Here is a 16,039-nt window from a genome sequence, read left to right on the forward strand (position 1 = left end):
GGAGAAGCGTGATGGCGACGACCACCACCAAGAAGGCCGTTACAGCCACGCATCGCATTCCGAACAAGGGCCGGCTCGGCACCGCCGCGCCGCTCGCCTTCACCTTTGACGGCCAGACCTATGCCGGCGTTCAAGGCGATACGCTGGCCTCCGCGCTGCTCGCCAATGGCGTGCATCTCGTTGGCCGCTCGTTCAAATATCACCGGCCGCGCGGCTTTCTTTCAGCTGGGCCGGAAGAACCGAACGCGCTGGTCGGCATCCATCGAGACGCCGCCCGCAAGACGCCGAATGTGCGCGCCACCGTGCAGGAGCTTTACGACGGGCTGACCGCCGTATCGCAGAACCGCTGGCCGTCGCTCGCTTATGATGTCGGCGCCGTCAACAATATCGGCTCGCCGATGTTCTCGGCCGGCTTCTACTACAAGACCTTCATGTGGCCGAAGGGCGCCTGGGCCAAGGTTTACGAGCCGCGTATCCGTGAAGCAGCCGGTCTCGGCGTTGCGCCGGATTTGGCCGATCCCGACACTTACGCGCAGCGCTTTGCGCATTGCGATGTGCTGATCGTTGGCGCCGGGCCGTCTGGTCTGGCGGCAGCGCTTGCCGCAGCGGATTCCGGCCAGCGCGTGATCCTGTGCGACGAGCAGCCGGATATTGGCGGCGCACTGCGCTACGAAACCGGCGCGTCGATTGAAGGCCAGGATGGCTGGGCCTGGGCGCAGGCTGCGGCTGCGTCGCTCCTTTCGCGCGACAATGTCCGCGTGCTTACCCGCACCACCGCCTTCGGCTACTACGCGCAGAACATGGTCGGGCTGGTGGAGCGCGTCACCGAACATCTCGCGCATCCCGACCTCACCACGCCTCGCGAACGGCTGTGGCAGGTTCGCGCCAAGAAGGTGATCCTCGCCACCGGCGCCATCGAGCGGCACATGGTGTTTGCCGACAATGATCGTCCGGGCATCATGCTGGCTTCGGCTGCGCGCAGCTACCTCAACCATTACGGTGTTGCGGTCGGGCGCAATGTCGGCGTCTTTACCGCCAACGATTCCGCCTATCCCGCCGCGATCGATCTGAAAAAGGCCGGCGTCAACATCGCGGCCATCGTCGACATCAGAGACAACCCGTCCAGCGCCCTGGTGGAAGAAGCCCGCGCCCTCGGCATCGAGATCAATCCGGGCCGTACGGTTATTGGTACGGACGGCCGGCTGCGCGTCTCGTCCATGACGGTGCAGGCGAAATCCGGCGGACCAGAGCGCAAGGTCGCGATCGACGCGCTGCTGATGTCGTCGGGCTGGACGCCCTCCGTTCACCTGTTCTCGCAGTCGCGCGGCAAGGTCGCTTTCGACGAGCCGACGCAGCGCTTCCTGCCGGGCACCTACGCGCAGGATTGTATCTCGGTTGGTGCCTGCAACGGTGCGGACAGCCTTGATGCCACCGTCGATGAAGGCTTCGCCGCCGGCGAAAAGGCCGTGCGCTCGACCTCGGCCTCCAAGCCCAAGGTCGACAAGGGCGAGACCTGGGGTGGCGGTATGCTGGGTGCTGCTCCGGGCTCGGGTCCGGACCAGATCGTCAAGGCCTTCGTGGACTTCCAGAACGATGTGACGGCCAAGGACATCCGCCAGGCCGTGCGCGAAGGCATGCGCTCGATTGAGCATGTGAAGCGCTTTACCACCAACGGCATGGCAACCGATCAGGGCAAGACCTCCAACCTGCATGGTCTCGCGATCGCGGCCGAAGTGCTGCACAAGCCGATCCCTGCGGTCGGTCTCACCACATTCCGCGCGCCTTATACGCCGGTCACCTTCGGCGCGATCGTTAACCACGCCAAGGGCGATCTGTTCGATCCCACGCGCCGCACCCCGATGCATGGCTGGGAAGAACAGCAGGGCGCGGTGTTCGAGGACGTCGGGCAGTGGAAGCGCGCCTGGTATTATCCGCGTAAGGGCGAGGACATGCATGCGGCGGTGAACCGCGAATGCAAGACGGTGCGCACATCAGCCGGCCTGTTCGACGCCTCAACCCTCGGCAAGATCGAGGTGGTTGGCCCGGACGCCGCCAAGTTCATGGAGCTGCTTTACACCAACCCGTGGGCAAAGCTCGAAGACGGCCGCTGCCGCTATGGCATCATGCTGCGCGAAGACGGCTTCATCTATGATGACGGTGTCGTCGGTCGCCTGTCCGCCGATCGCTTCCATGTGACCACCACCACCGGCGGTGCGCCGCGCGTGATGCACCATATGGAAGACTATCTTCAGACCGAGTTCCCGCATCTCGATGTCTGGCTGACCTCGATCACCGAGCAATGGGCGGTGATCGCCGTTCAGGGTCCGAAGAGCCGCGACATCCTTCAATCGCTGGTCGACGATATCGATATTTCGGATGCCGCTATGCCGCATATGTCGGTGCGCGAAGGTACGATCTGCGGCGGGGTTCCGACCCGGCTGTTCCGGATGTCGTTCACCGGCGAGCGCGGCTTCGAAGTCAACGTGCCGGCCGATTACGGACGTGCTGTGTGGGAGGCCATCTGGGAAGAAGGCAAGAAGCACGATGCCTGCGCGTACGGCACGGAATCCATGCACGTGCTGCGCGCCGAAAAGGGCTACATCATCGTCGGCCAGGATACGGACGGAACGGTCACCCCGGGTGATGCCGGGCTTGATTGGGCGATCGGCAAGAAGAAGACCGACTTCGTGGGTATTCGCGGTCTGACCCGTCCAGATCTCGTGGCGCCGGGCCGTCGTCAACTGGTCGGCCTCAAGACCAAGGATCCGAAGACTGTTCTGGAAGAAGGCGCTCAGGTCGTGGTCGACCCGAAGCAGCCGGTGCCGATGAAGATGATCGGTTTCGTTACCTCGAGCTACTGGTCAGAAAACTGCAACAGTTCGATCGCCATGGGTCTGGTGGAAGGCGGATTCAGCCGGATCGGCGAGACTTTGTACGTCCCGATGCCAGACAGCGTGATCGAGGTCGAAGTGTGCAAGCCATTGTTCTTCGACGAAAAGGGGGAGCGGCTCCATGGTTGAGGCAGCAGCGATCACGGTTAAGCGACGCGGCGCGCTGGATCATCGCAGCGAGGCGATCAACGGCGTTTCCCTGCAGCCGGGGAAGCCTGCGCGACGTATCTCGCTGCGTGCCAGGCCAGATGGTCTAGCTCCGCTTTCGCTGGCGTTGGGCCTAGATTTACCAGCGAAACCAAAGACTTCCGTCACCGCCAACGGTCGCACGGCCTTTTGGCTGGGCCCGGACGAGTGGCTGGTGATTGATGACGGCGAGGGTGATCCGATTGCCGATCTGGCCGAGGTTTCCGTTCTGCATTCGGCAGTCGATGTCTCACACCGCAATGCCGCAATCATCGTGTCGGGTGAAAAGGCAGCAGACGTGATCAATGCAGGCTGTCCGCAGGATCTGGGTGTGCAGGCGTTTCCTGTCGGCGCCTGCTCGCGCACGGTACTCGGCAAGATCGAGGTCGTGCTTTTGCGGACCGCGCCCAACACATTCCGAGTGGAATGCTGGCGGTCGTTTGCGGACTACGCGTTCAGCTATCTTTCCGACGCCGCACGGGGAATTTAGCGGAATTTTTCGGCCAATTTCCGGCAAAAAGCAGCAAGTGGCGGCACAAAACCGGCGTTCTCAGCCGGTTTTTTGGGGCTCAGATGGCGGTTATGCCGCCATCTGCTGCAATGGCCTGACCGGTCATGAAGCTGTTTTTGGGGTCGGCTGCGAACAGAAAGACCTCGACGATTTCGTCCACCTCAGCCAGCCGTTTCATCGGCACCCCCCGCGTCAGATCGGCGATGGCCGCGTCGGTTCCGGCGGTCGACATACCCAGCATGTCCATCGCCATCTTGGTCCGTGCGAAGGCCGGGCAGACCGCATTCACGCGCACACCTTTGCTGGCATATTCGGCGGCCGCCGATCGGGTCAGGCCGACGACGCCATGTTTGGCGGCGGAATAAACGGACAAGCGAGGCGCGCCGGCGAGACCGGCAACCGAAGCGACATTGACGATCGCGCCGCCTTTTCCGGTGCGGCGGAACTGCCGTTCCATCTGCGGGATCTGGTAGGACATGGCGAAGAAAACGCCGAGCAGGTCGATTTCCAGGATGCGGCGCGCTTCGTCGGAAGGGACGTTTGGCAGCTTGACGTAGCTTTGCGCGATGCCGGCATTGTTCAGCGCGACATCGAGGCGGCCGAACTTTTCGACGGCGAGTTTTACCAGATCCTTGGACAGGCTTTCCTGGCTGATGTCGCCAGCGAGACGGGCCGTTTCGCAGTCGAGGGTCGCGGCAAAAGCGTCGAGCGCTTCGGCATCAACGTCGGACAGGATGAGTTTTGCGCCTTCTCCAGCAAAGCGCTCGGCAGCGCGGCGGCCAAATCCGCCGGTTGCGCCGGTGATCAGCACGGACAGACCGTCGAAGCGTTTCATGGAAGAGCGAGCCTCTTGTTCGGAGGCACTCACGCCCGGTCTTTCGTGCGGTCAGGCATCATCAGGGTCAGCCAGTAAGCGGTCAGCGCGGGCTTGATGCTGCCTTCGAGTTCGATCGTCACGGCATAGTTGATCTCGACGATACCGGATGGCCGCTCGCGCAGCTTGTCGAGGATGAAGCGGGCGCGGATGCGCTGGCCGGTTTTGACCGGCGACATGAAGCGCACCTTGTCGAAGCCGAAATTAACGCCGGCAACCATGCCTTCCAGCGCCGGCACGGCCTCATAGGTCATGGCCGACAGAAGCGAGAGGGTGAGGAAGCCATGCGCAATCGTGCCGCCGTAAGGCCCTTCGGCTGCAGCGCGAGCTGGATCGGTGTGGATGAACTGGTGATCGTCGGTTGCATCGGCGAACTGGTCGATCATGGTCTGCGAAACCTCGCGCCATTCCGCCAGTCCGACTTCCTTACCGACAAGAGCCTGCGCATTTGCCAGGGAGATTCGTTTGCTCGCCACGGCGGCATGCTCCTAAACCATTGATGACAGGTCCATGCTGCACGCGCCGGGCGCGGTCAAGGGGCAGGCGGTGCCGCATGAACCGAGCAGGGCAGCGATGCGCGGTTGATCTTCAATCGGCAGGGGCGGGATGAGCATCCAGCGCCGGACGGGGCTGTGCCGGACGCGGATTGGCAGCGGCTTCCAGCTCGCGTTCAAGCCGGGCTTCTTCCTCGACCTTCGGCGTCACGAAACGGCCGAGCAGAAGATAGGAGACCGGCGTTATATAGAGCGTAGCGATTGTGGAGAGACCGAGGCCGCCGACGATGACCCAGCCTAGTGCGATACGCGCTTCGGCACCGGCGCCCGACGCCATCACCAGCGGCACGCCGCCGACGATGGTGCAGAGCATGGTCATCATGACCGGCCGTAGGCGAATGTTCGAGGCTTCCTCGATCGCTTCGCGCAAGGGCAGGCCGCGATCGCGCAGCTGGTTGGCGAATTCCACGATCAGGATGCCGTTCTTGGCCATGATGCCGACAAGCAGAACGAGACCGATCTGGCTGTAAACGTTGAGGCTGGTGCCGGTCAGCACCATCGCGAACACAGCGCAGGCGAGGCCAAGCGGCACGGTCATCATGATGATGATGGCGCTGACGAAGCTTTCGAACTGGGCCGCCAGCACCAAGAGCACGATCACGAGCGCAAAGCCGAAGATGGTGAGCATGCCGCTGGATGTTTCGCCGAGCGTTGCGGCTTCGGCCAGCGGCACGATGCGACTGCCGGCCGGCATGTGCTTGCCGGCAATTTCCTGCACCTGAGTATAGGCGTCTCCGAGTGCCAGTTCCGGCGCCAGCGAGGAGGTGATGGCGACCGAGCGCAGCTGCTGTTCGCGCGCAAGCGAAGGCGGCACGGCACGCTCTTCCAGCGTGGCGATGGTCGACATCGGCACGAAGCGACCGTCCGACGCTTTCAGGAAGATGTTTTCCAGATCGGTCGGATCGTTCACGGGGTTGGCGGAAGACACCAGCTTTACGTCGAAGGCGCGGTCCTCGATGAAGACCGAGCCGATTTCGCGCCCATCCAGCATGGCCTGCATGGCAGCGGCGAGACCGTTGATCTCGATGCCGAGATCGGAGGCGCGGTCGCGATTGATGGACACGAAAAGCTGCGGCTGCGTGGCTTCGGTGGACAAGCGCGGCTGCTGGAAACCGGGCGTGTTTTCGAGGTCGCGCACGGTGGCTTCGGCGGCTGCGGTCAGGTCCGCATAGTTGTTGCCGACGATGGCGAATTGCAGGCCGCTGCCGGCACCGCGAATGCCCAGACTGTTTGGCTGGAAGGCAAAGGCGCGCACGCCGTAAACATCGCGGATGCGGCTTTGAATATCATCCAGGATCTGCTGCTGCGTGCGCTCGCGGTCGCTCCAGGAAGCGAGCGACATGACCATGAAGCCGCTATTGTAGTTCCCGCCCTGACCGGCGATCGAATAAACCGAACGGATCTCGCCATTGTCGCGCAGAGGCTGGAGGCGCTCTTCGATCGCGCGCATCTGCTGGCCCATATAGTCCAGGCTGACGCCCTGCGGCGCCTGCACGCGGATAAAGGCTTGCGAGCGGTCTTCGGTCGGCGTCAGCTCGGAGCGGATGGTGCCGAACATGGCGCCCGCCGCGCCGGCAGCGAGCAGCGCCACGATGATGGCGATCAGCGGTGCGTTCAAGGCGGCATGGAGTGTGCGGCGGTAGAAGGCGGACAAGCCGCCGCCGATGCGGCCAAGCAGGCCGGTATGCTCGTGCTCGGTATAGCCGCCCAGCATGCGCGAGGCGAGCATGGGGCAGAGCGACAAAGCCACGATTGCCGACAGGATCACCGACAGCGCCAGCACGAAGCCGAATTCGCGAAACAGGCCGCCGGTCTGGCCGGGCAGGAAGGAGAGGGGGACGAACACGGCAACCAGCGTCGCCGTGGTGGCGATGACGGCGAAGAACACTTCCTGCGTGCCGAGCACGGCGGCAGCACGCGGCCCAAGGCCCATGTTGCGGCGGCGCACGATGTTTTCCAGCACCACGATGGCGTCATCGACAACGAGACCGGTGGCGAGAACCAGCGCCAGCAGGGTCAGGATGTTGAGCGAGAAGCCGGCAAGATAAATGCCGGCCACCGTGCCGATCAGCGCCACGGGCAGAGCGACGGCCGGGATGATGGTGGCGCGAATGTCGAGCAGGAAGGCAAAGATGATGACGAGCACCACGGTGGCCGAAATGCCGAGCGCGATTTCGACTTCGTGGATGGCGCCTTCAACGAAGGTTGCGTCATCGCTGGTGATGAAGATGTCCATGCCTTCCGGCAGGGTTTTCTTCAGCTGATCGACAGCGGCATGAACGCCTTCGCTGATGTCGAGCGTGTTGGATTGGGCCTGGCGGATGATGCCGAGACCGACACCGGTCTGGCCGTTGGCACGCAGCTGTGTTTGGCCGATGTCCGGGCCGAGCGTGACCGTGGCGACATCGCCGAGCCGGGTACGGCCGTTGAGGAGCACGGCTTCGAAGGCTTCAGGCGTGGTCAGGGCGGCGGTGGCGCGCACGATCAGGTTCTGGTCATTGCTGGACAGAGCGCCGGCCGGCGCATCGAAGGCCATCGAACTGAGTGCGCTCGACACATCGGCAACGGTCATGCCGAGCGACGCAAGCTTGGCCTGGTCGATATCGATGCGGAAGATCTTTTCGCGGTCGCCGTTGATCTGCACGTCGGCCACGCCTGGAACTGCGGCCAGTGTATCCGATATCTCGTCTTCCACCAGCACCGTCATGTCCTCGATGGACATGGTTTCGGAGGTGACGGCGAGACGGATCACCGCCTCGGCGTTGGCATCGGCCTTCACCACCGTTGGCGGGTCCTGCAGGTCATCCGGCAGCTGGTTGACGACACGGCTGACGGCATCGCGCATGTCGGAGGCCGCGACATCGAGATCGACGCCGTCGTTGAACTCCACGGTCACCCGGCTGCGGCCGAAGGACGATGAAGAGGAGATCGACTTCACGCCGGAAACGCGGGCGATGCCGCCTTCCACGATCGCGGTGATTTCGCGATCGATCGTTTCGGCGGCCGCACCCGTATAGTTGGTGTTGACTGTGATGACCGGGCGATCGACATCCGGCAGCTCGCGCACATCGATGCCGAAGAAGGCCGCGAGGCCAGCCACGACGATCAGCACGTTCAACACGAAAGCGAGAACCGGTCGGCGAACGAAAATCGCGGTTGAGCCGGTTTCCTGCTTTGCCTGAGGCTGGGCGTCTTCGGTTATGGTTTCGTCCGAGGCCGTAGCGTTTGCATTGTCTGCCGGCTCGGGCGCTGGTGTGGGCGAGATCACCGCAGGTGCTTCAACTGGCGCGTTGGTGTTTGGCTCGTGTTTGGGTTCGTTCTCGCTCATGTCGGGCTTGTCCGTCACGAGCCGCTTCCCGGTGTTTGTGTGGTTGCCACCGGTTCGGGCCGGTTACCGCCCGCGATCTGGACGGATGCGCCGTCACGCAGAGCCTGCAGCCCTTCGGTGATGATGGGGCGACCATCGGCAATGTCGGCTTCCACCAAAACGGCATCCGTGTTGCGCTGGATGATGCGGACCGGAGTGCGCTCCGCCTTGTTGTCGCGGATCTGCCAGACGTAAGCGCCGTCCGTGCTCCATTGGATGGCCAGCGGATTGACGGCCGGGAACGTGTCGCCGGGGAAGGTCATGGCGACTTCAAAGGACATGCCGGCGCGCAGAAGATCATCGGGATTGGCGAGCTTGGCCTGGACGCGCATGGTGCGGCTGGCCGTATCGAGACGGCTGTCGAGCGCGCTGACCACGCCGTCGAAGATGCGGTCCGGCCGGGCAACCAGGCTGGCCTTGACCGGCGCGCCGACCTTGACCGCGCCGGCGAAGCGCTCCGGCACCCAGAAGTCGACCAGGATTTCGGAGCGGTCATCCAGCGTGACGATCTCGGTCTGTGAGGTAACGTAATCGCCGATTTCTACTGGCACGATGCCGACCATGCCGCCGATCGGGGCGGTGATGGAGCGGCGTTCGAGGTTGAGCTCGGCCTGCTGTTGCTCGAGCCGCGCATTGTCCACCGCAAGCTTGGCTTCGGTCTGGGCAACGGCGGTGATGGTATTGGAATTGCGCAGCGCGTTGGAACGATCGAGCGCTGCCTGCGCGTTTTCCAGCGCGATCTTGGCGCGGTCGACGGCAATGCGCTCGGCATCGGAATCGAGGCGGGCAATCACGTCACCAGCCTTGATCTGGTCGCCGGATGCGACGGGGATCTCGACGATGCGGCCGGACACGAAGGGAAGCACGCTGACGGAGCGGATGGCGTTGCCGGTGCCGATGGCGGTCAGGCGATCATTGATCGTGGCGCGGGTGGCAGGCGGAGCAACGACCGTGGTGGTGCGGTTCTGGCGCTGGCCGCCATTATGGCCGCCGCCTTCCGCTGCTTCCTTCTGCTGCGGCTCGACGGCCGCCCAGGCCGGCACATCAAGGCCGATTTTCGCCAGCGTATCAGCCGATCCCGGCACGAAGCGGACCCAAAGGGCGGCGCCGATCACAGCCACGAGCAGGCCGAGGATCAGTTGTTTCCAAACCGCCATTGAAGTCTCCGGCTCAAGTAACGCGTAGAAGCATGTCGATGCGTGAGGCCGAACAGACCTTTCGTTTCGATCATTGTGCAACACACAATGCCATGCCTGACGCTGTCGTTGTGTTAAATATCGGCAATGTTGTGTCCGAAGCTCTGACGGCTTCGTGATCGCCGGGTTTGTCCTTGTTCGACGGGTTACCGCCGGAACAGAGTTTGCCGGGCAGTAACTCGCTCAAAGCTTTTTTGTTCAGGTCTTTGCGCGGGTGCTTGCGTCGGCCTTCATCCTCCTGTCATGTGCAGGGCATACGGCGCTTTTGAACGCCGGGAAGGCGGAACAACAACGGAGATGATCGTGACGGGTTTGGTGGGGAAAGTACTTTCGTGGACGGCCGTTGCCATGATGGCGACAACGGCGATTTCGTCCGCTCAAAATATGGACGAACTGGTTGCAGCGGCCAAGAAGGAAGGCCAGCTCACCACGATCGCGCTGCCGCATGACTGGTGCGGTTACGGCGAAGTCATCGCCGCCTTCAAGACAAAGTATCCCGAGATCACGGTCAACGAACTGAATCCGGATGCCGGTTCGGGCGACGAGATCGAGGCCATCAAGGCCAACAAGGACAACAAGGGCCCGCAGGCGCCTGACGTGATCGATGTCGGCCTGTCCTTCGGCCCGGCCGCCAAGGCCGAAAACCTTCTGATGCCCTACAAGGTCTCGACCTGGGACTCGATCCCGGAAGACGCCAAGGATCCGGAAGGCCACTGGTACGGCGATTATTACGGTGTTCTGTCGTTCATGGTGAACACGGATATCGTCAAGGACGTGCCACAGGATTGGGCCGACCTCCTGAAGCCGGATTATGCGAATGCGGTAGCGCTCGCTGGTGATCCGCGTGCGTCCAACCAGGCGATCCAGGCCGTTTACGCTGCCGGTCTCGCAACGGGCGGCACGGATGCGGCTTCGGCCAGCGAAAAGGGCCTCGACTTCTTCAAGAAGCTCAACACGTCCGGCAATTTCGTGCCGGTGATCGGCAAGCCGGCGACGCTGGCGCAGGGGCAGACCCCGATCCTGATCAACTGGGATTACAACGGTTTGACCGGCCGCGACACGCTCAACGGCAATCCGCCGGTTGAAGTCGTGGTGCCGAAGTCTGCCGTGGTTGCCGGCGTTTACGTTCAGGGCATCAGCGCTTACGCGCCGCATCCGAACGCCGCCAAGCTGTGGATGGAGCACCTGTATTCGGACGAAGGCCAGCTCGGCTGGCTGAAGGGCTATTGCCATCCTATCCGCTTCAACGATCTGGTTGCCAAGGGCAAGGTGCCGCAGGAGATGCTCGCCAAGCTTCCGCCGGCAGCTGCCTACGAAGCCGCGAAGTTCCCGACGCTTGACGACCAGAACGCTGCCAAGGAAGCGATCACCAAGGCCTGGGATCAGGTCGTGGGCGCCAACGTCAAGTAAGACGTTTCCTGCATGATCGGCCGGGCGGCTTCCAGGCTGCCCGGTTTTTCCTTATTCCCACGGATACCTTCCTGCATGGCGACGATCAGCCTGTCAGAACCGGACGCATGCCGCCCCGCCTCATGCGCGCGCCGTTCGGCTGCCGACGCAATGGCTGGGCGTTGCGCCGTTCTTTCTGTTCGCGATCTTCTTTCTGATTGCGCCGACCGCTTACCTGATCCTCGGCGCGTTCCAGACGCCGGAGGGCACGTTTACGCTCGGCAATCTGGCTGAGCTTTGGCAACCGACCATCCGCGCCGCTTATTGGATTTCCATCAAGGTCAGTTTCGCCTCAGCCGTGATCGGCGCGCTGGTCGGTCTGGCGATTGCCATCGCGATCGTGCGGGGCGGGCTGCCGCGCTGGGTGCGCGGCGCGACGATGACCTTTTCCGGCGTCGCCTCCAATTTCGCCGGCGTGCCGCTGGCTTTTGCCTTTCTCGCCACGCTCGGTCGGCTCGGTCTCGTCACGATCCTGCTGCGCGACATCTTCGGCTTCAATCTCTATGCGACCGGCTTCAACATCCTGTCCTTTTCGGGACTGACGCTGACCTACCTTTATTTTCAGATCCCGTTGATGGTGGTGATCATCACGCCGGCGATCGATGGGTTGAAGAAGGAATGGGGCGAGGCGGCCGCGACGTTGGGCGCGACCCAGTGGCAGTATTGGCGCATGGTGGTAATCCCCGTTTTGTGGCCGAGCTTCCTCGGCACCGTCATTCTGCTCTTCGCCAATGCTTTCGGCGCAATTGCGACGGCTTACGCGCTGACGGGCTCGTCGCTCAACATCGTGCCGATCCTGCTTTATGCGCAGATCCGCGGTGACGTGCTGCACAATCCGCATCTCGGCTATGCCATCGCCTTCGGCATGATCTTCATCACGGGCATGGCCAATGTCTTCTACATCTGGTTCCGCACGCGCTCGGAACGGTGGCTGAAATGAAATCTGGCAAGTTCTGGGCCTGGCTCACCTTCGGATTGGGTGCGGCCTATTTCATCATCCCGCTGCTGGCGACGCTGGAATTCGCCATGCGGATGCGGCGCGGCACCTATTCCTTCGATGCCTTCGCCGTGGTGTTCGGCGATCCGCGCTTTCAGCAGACCTTCGGCTATTCGGTGATGGCCGCAATCTTCACGATCCTGCTCGGCGTGCTGATCGTGGTGCCGACCGCCTATTGGATCCGGCTACGCATGCCGCAGATCCGGCCGATCGTCGAATTCGTGACGCTGTTGCCGTTGGTCATCCCGGCCATCGTGATCGTGTTCGGCTATATCCGCATGTATGGCTCTAACTCAGCCTTGCCGTTTCTGGCTTCCGCACGCGGCACGGATGCGCTGCTGGTGATCGGCTATGCAATCCTGGCGCTGCCTTACATGTATCGCGCGGTGGATACGGGCCTGCGCACCATCGATGTCCGCACGCTAACCGAAGCCGCGCAGATCCTGGGCGCGGGTTGGGCGACGATCATCACGCGGCTGATCCTGCCCAATGTGTTGATCGCGGTTTTGTCGGGCGCCTTCCTGACGTTTGCCATCGTGATCGGCGAGTTCACCATGGCGAGCCTGCTCAACCGCCCGGCATTCGGCCCGTATCTCCAGAACATCGGCGCCAACCGCGCTTATGAGCCGGCCGCACTCGCCGTCATCACCTTTGCCGTGACCTGGGGCTGCATGTCGGTAATCCAGATGCTCGCCCGCTTTGCTCCCAAATCCGCCAACCGCCCGGACTAACTATTATGACCGAGACCTTCCTGTCGATCCAGGGCGTCACCAAGAGCTTCGAGCCAACGACAGTCGTGCGCGACTTCAACCTCGATGTCGGGCGCGGCGAGTTCATCTCCTTCCTGGGACCATCGGGCTGCGGCAAGACCACAATGCTGCGCATGGTCGCCGGCTTTGAGGAGCCAAGCGCGGGCAAGATCTTTGTCGGTGGCAAGGATGTCACCAACCTCAAGCCGAACCAGCGCAAGGTTGGCATGGTGTTCCAGGCCTATGCACTGTTTCCGAACCTGACGGTGGCGCAGAACATCGCTTTCGGCTTGCGGGTTGCCGGCACGCCGAAGGCCGAAAGCGCGCAGCGCGTCCAAGAGATGCTGAAGCTGATCAGCCTGCCGCATCTGGGCGACCGCTATCCCTATCAGTTGTCCGGCGGCCAGCAGCAGCGTGTAGCCCTGGCGCGCGCGCTTGCGCCGAAGCCGCGCCTGCTTTTGCTCGACGAGCCGTTGTCCGCGCTGGATGCCAAGGTGCGCGTGTCCTTGCGCGAGGAAATCCGGTCGATCCAGAAGGAACTCGGCATCACCACGATCTTCGTGACGCATGACCAGGAAGAAGCGCTGTCGATTTCCGACCGCATCGTCGTCATGAACAATGGCCGCGCCGACCAGGCCGGCACGCCGTTCGAGATCTACAACCGCCCGGCCACCCGCTTCGTCGCCAACTTCGTCGGCACGCTCAACGTGCTGGAAGCGCGCATTCTCGATGCCGAAGCCGGCTCGGTGGATGTCGCGGGCCAAACCCTGGCGCTCCATCGCAATCTTGCGCCCAAGCGTAACGGCGAGACGATCTCGCTGGCGCTTCGCCCCGAAGCGGTTTCGCTCGGCCGAACGGGGGAGCGCACCGGCGCGCTGGACGCGACGATCGCCGACGTGCATTTTCTCGGTTCGGTGATCCGGGTGCGCACCAAAGTCGGCGACAGCACCGTGTCGCTCGACACGTTCAACGACCCCACCATGCCGCCGCCGGTATCCGGTGCACCGGCTGAGCTGGCTTTCGCGCCGCGCGACCTGATGGTGCTCGCAGACTGACGGACTTATACTCCGCTGGCCGAGTGATTGACCGGCTCTGTGCTTTGCGGATGCTTGGCACCTTCGTTAAACAGGCGGGGAAACGAGCCCGCCGCATGCCAGCACGCAGCCTTTCCAAAAGCCGCCGTCGCGATTTCCCAGGAGATCACGCATGAGCCCGATCGTGTTCACGGCCGTGCTCCTTGCTGCCGCCATGCATGCGGTGTGGAACGCGATGGTGAAAGTCCATCTCGACCGCTTCGTGTCCATCACCCTGATGAGCGCCGGCATGGGCACGATGGCGCTGATCGTGTCGCCCTTCGTGGATTTTCCCGCTTGGGGCGTGTGGCCCTTCATTCTGGCTTCGGCGGTGTTTCAGCAGGGTTACAAGCTGTGCCTGATCAAGGCTTATGCAGCTGGCGATCTGGCGCAGGTTTATCCGTTGGCACGCGGCAGCGCGCCGCTTCTGACGACGATCGGTGCGTTTGCGCTGATCAACGAGCATCCCGGCGATTGGGCAGTGCTCGGCATCGCGCTTCTGTGTGCCGGCACGATCCTGATGTCGTTGCGCGGCGGTGGGCTGGAAAAGCTCAACCGCGAAGCGATCGCTTATGCCTTTTCCACCTCCTTCTTCATCGCCTGTTATACGCTGGCCGACGGCAATGGCGTGCGGCTGGCAAGTTCCGCTTTTTCTTATGCGGTCTGGCTGTTCATCACCGATGGCACGATCTCGCTGATTTTGGCGCTGGTTCTTCGCGGACCGGCCATTTTGCCGGTGATGGCGCGATCATGGAAGATCGGCGTCGGCGTTGGCGGCCTGTCTGCGGCGTCCTACGGTATCGCGATGTGGGCGATGACGCTGGCGCCGATCGGCGCGGTGGCGGCACTGCGCGAAAGCTCGATCCTGTTTGCGATGATCATCTCCGTGGCCTTTCTGCGCGAAGGCTTGGGCCTTTGGCGCTTTGTTGCCGGAGTTTTGATCGTCGCAGGGGTCGTTGCGCTGCGTTTGGCCTGATCGCGCACTAAAACTTTCAATCACAATCGCTTATATGCGGCACAGCTATCATCAAGGAGGATGCTGCCTGTGCTTGGTTCGCGTGGAAAACGCCTGACTGCTCTATTCATGGGGCTGTTTCTTGCCCTGTCCATGGTCGCGGTTGACCACGCTGAAGCCCGACGCGGCGGCAGCTTCGGCAGCCGTGGCGGACGGACGTTCCAGTCCGCGCCTGCAACGAATACCGCGCCGCGCCAGACAGCGCCAGTAGAGCGTTCCATGACGCCGAGCACCGCGCAGCCTGGCGCCGCGACGCGTCAAGCGCAAACAGCCGGGCAGCAGCGTGGTGGTTTGTTTGGCGGTCTCGGCGGTGGCTTGATGCGCGGTCTGCTGATCGGCGGCTTGTTCGGCATGCTGCTTGGCCACGGCTTCGGCGGCATGGCCGGGATGTTCGGCATGCTCTTGCAGATCCTGCTGATCGGCGGCCTGATCATGCTTGCCATGCGGTTTTTCCGCTCGCGGTCTCAGCCGAGCCCTGCTTATGCGGGGGCAGGTCGTGCTGCAGCCGGTGCCGCACCCAATCCAAACTGGCAGGCGCGCCGTGATGCGGAGGCTCAGCCGCAGAACAACCGCTCCTTCCCGATCCCGTCGATCGGAGGTGGTGCCGGCAAGCCGGCCGCAGTGGAAAGCCGCGACATCGAGCTTGCGCAGACCGATCTCGACACGTTCGAGCAACGTCTTGCGGAAGTGCAGGCAGCGTTTTCCCGCGAAGATCACGCCGCACTGCGCCGGCTCGTGACGCCGGAAATGGTGTCCTACCTGTCGGAGGAACTGGCTGAGAACGCGCAAAACGGCGTGCGCAACGAGGTGACGGATGTGACCCTTCTGCAGGCTGACATCGCCGAAAGCTGGAGCGAAGGCACGCAGGATTATGCGACGGCCGCGCTGCGCTATGAATCGCGTGACCGACTGCTGGACCGCAACAGCGGCCGCCTGGTGGATGGCGACGAGGAGCTTAGCGAGATCACTGAGCTTTGGACATTCGTGCGTGCTCGGGGCGGGGACTGGAAGCTATCGGCGATCCAGGAAGCCTAAGCGTTCCAACGACGTGTTTGCTGACGACAAAAAAGGGAGGCCGGTTGGCCTCCCTTTTCCTTTGAGGGTTGGTGAGGGCTCTTAGCCGCCGGCTCCGCCGTTGCCGCCGCCACCACCGCCACCACCGCCGCCACCGGAACCG

General features: G+C 62.9%; 13 protein-coding genes. 8 read left to right on the forward strand and 5 right to left on the reverse strand.

Annotated features, from left to right (window positions below):
• The first annotated feature begins 11 nt into the window (after window positions 1–11).
• The gene (locus tag RTX98_RS13610) at window positions 12–3,020 is read left to right on the forward strand and encodes a sarcosine oxidase subunit alpha (RefSeq protein WP_312797230.1); all 3,009 of its coding nucleotides are present in this window, start codon (window positions 12–14) and stop codon (window positions 3,018–3,020) included.
• Window positions 3,013–3,567: a sarcosine oxidase subunit gamma gene (locus tag RTX98_RS13615; protein ID WP_312797232.1), complete on the forward strand. Its 555-nt coding sequence runs from the start codon at window positions 3,013–3,015 to the stop codon at window positions 3,565–3,567. The genes RTX98_RS13610 and RTX98_RS13615 overlap by 8 nt, the downstream gene beginning before the upstream one ends.
• A 79-nt stretch (window positions 3,568–3,646) precedes the next feature.
• On the opposite strand, the gene RTX98_RS13620 is transcribed toward RTX98_RS13615, so the two are convergent.
• The 4 genes from RTX98_RS13620 to RTX98_RS13635 form a co-directional block, all read right to left on the reverse strand.
• Complete coding sequence (locus RTX98_RS13620) at window positions 3,647–4,423, reverse strand: SDR family NAD(P)-dependent oxidoreductase (protein WP_312797233.1); 777 nt, start codon at window positions 4,421–4,423, stop codon at window positions 3,647–3,649.
• A 29-nt stretch (window positions 4,424–4,452) separates the two neighbouring features.
• A complete protein-coding gene (locus RTX98_RS13625; protein ID WP_312797234.1) occupies window positions 4,453–4,938 on the reverse strand; it encodes a MaoC family dehydratase in 486 nt (161 codons plus the stop codon).
• Window positions 4,939–5,050: 112 nt separating this feature from the next.
• Window positions 5,051–8,344, reverse strand: a complete 3,294-nt coding sequence (locus RTX98_RS13630) for an efflux RND transporter permease subunit (protein WP_416223127.1) — start codon at window positions 8,342–8,344, stop codon at window positions 5,051–5,053.
• 14 nt (window positions 8,345–8,358) lie between these two features.
• A complete protein-coding gene (locus RTX98_RS13635) occupies window positions 8,359–9,540 on the reverse strand; it encodes an efflux RND transporter periplasmic adaptor subunit (protein WP_312797236.1) in 1,182 nt (393 codons plus the stop codon).
• A gap of 336 nt (window positions 9,541–9,876) precedes the next feature.
• Here RTX98_RS13635 and RTX98_RS13640 point away from each other — a divergent pair, with 336 nt between their 5' ends.
• Entirely contained in the window at window positions 9,877–10,989 is a 1,113-nt protein-coding gene (locus RTX98_RS13640; RefSeq protein ID WP_312797237.1) for an ABC transporter substrate-binding protein, read from the forward strand.
• A gap of 85 nt (window positions 10,990–11,074) precedes the next feature.
• Here the strand turns inward: RTX98_RS13640 and RTX98_RS13645 are convergent, their stop codons facing one another.
• A complete protein-coding gene (locus RTX98_RS13645; RefSeq protein ID WP_312797239.1) occupies window positions 11,075–11,272 on the reverse strand; it encodes a hypothetical protein in 198 nt (65 codons plus the stop codon).
• Here RTX98_RS13645 and RTX98_RS13650 point away from each other — a divergent pair.
• The 5 genes from RTX98_RS13650 (at window position 11,183) to RTX98_RS13670 (ending at window position 15,897) form a co-directional block, all read left to right on the forward strand.
• Entirely contained in the window at window positions 11,183–11,968 is a 786-nt protein-coding gene (locus RTX98_RS13650) for an ABC transporter permease subunit (RefSeq protein WP_312797245.1), read from the forward strand. The two genes, RTX98_RS13645 and RTX98_RS13650, sit on opposite strands and share 90 nt — an antisense overlap.
• Window positions 11,965–12,756, forward strand: coding sequence for an ABC transporter permease (locus tag RTX98_RS13655; protein WP_312797241.1), 792 nt, complete (start codon window positions 11,965–11,967; stop codon window positions 12,754–12,756). The genes RTX98_RS13650 and RTX98_RS13655 overlap by 4 nt, the downstream gene beginning before the upstream one ends.
• A gap of 5 nt (window positions 12,757–12,761) precedes the next feature.
• Window positions 12,762–13,829, forward strand: coding sequence for an ABC transporter ATP-binding protein (locus RTX98_RS13660; protein ID WP_312797243.1), 1,068 nt, complete (start codon window positions 12,762–12,764; stop codon window positions 13,827–13,829).
• A 151-nt stretch (window positions 13,830–13,980) separates the two neighbouring features.
• Window positions 13,981–14,823 carry an EamA family transporter gene (locus tag RTX98_RS13665; protein WP_312797244.1) on the forward strand — a complete coding sequence of 281 codons (843 nt, stop codon included), beginning with the start codon at window positions 13,981–13,983 and terminating at the stop codon, window positions 14,821–14,823.
• Window positions 14,824–14,931: 108 nt separating this feature from the next.
• Window positions 14,932–15,897, forward strand: a complete 966-nt coding sequence (locus tag RTX98_RS13670) for a Tim44 domain-containing protein (RefSeq protein ID WP_312797247.1) — start codon at window positions 14,932–14,934, stop codon at window positions 15,895–15,897.
• Window positions 15,898–16,039: the final 142 nt, after the last annotated feature.

It is taken from the genome of Tianweitania sp. (assembly GCF_032053605.1).
Classification (GTDB): Bacteria; Pseudomonadota; Alphaproteobacteria; order Rhizobiales; family Rhizobiaceae; genus Tianweitania.

Excerpts from the sequence above, each read along its gene's own strand:
- RTX98_RS13610 (WP_312797230.1), top strand. The coding sequence starts at position 12 with ATGGCGACGACCACCACCAAGAAGGCCGTTACAGCCACGCATCGCATT.
- RTX98_RS13615 (WP_312797232.1), top strand. The coding sequence starts at position 3,013 with ATGGTTGAGGCAGCAGCGATCACGGTTAAGCGACGCGGCGCGCTGGAT.
- RTX98_RS13620 (WP_312797233.1), bottom strand. The coding sequence starts at position 4,423 with ATGAAACGCTTCGACGGTCTGTCCGTGCTGATCACCGGCGCAACCGGC.
- RTX98_RS13630 (WP_416223127.1), bottom strand. The coding sequence starts at position 8,344 with ATGAGCGAGAACGAACCCAAACACGAGCCAAACACCAACGCGCCAGTT.
- RTX98_RS13635 (WP_312797236.1), bottom strand. The coding sequence starts at position 9,540 with ATGGCGGTTTGGAAACAACTGATCCTCGGCCTGCTCGTGGCTGTGATC.
- RTX98_RS13640 (WP_312797237.1), top strand. The coding sequence starts at position 9,877 with ATGATCGTGACGGGTTTGGTGGGGAAAGTACTTTCGTGGACGGCCGTT.
- RTX98_RS13655 (WP_312797241.1), top strand. The coding sequence starts at position 11,965 with ATGAAATCTGGCAAGTTCTGGGCCTGGCTCACCTTCGGATTGGGTGCG.
- RTX98_RS13660 (WP_312797243.1), top strand. The coding sequence starts at position 12,762 with ATGACCGAGACCTTCCTGTCGATCCAGGGCGTCACCAAGAGCTTCGAG.
- RTX98_RS13665 (WP_312797244.1), top strand. The coding sequence starts at position 13,981 with ATGAGCCCGATCGTGTTCACGGCCGTGCTCCTTGCTGCCGCCATGCAT.
- RTX98_RS13670 (WP_312797247.1), top strand. The coding sequence starts at position 14,932 with ATGGGGCTGTTTCTTGCCCTGTCCATGGTCGCGGTTGACCACGCTGAA.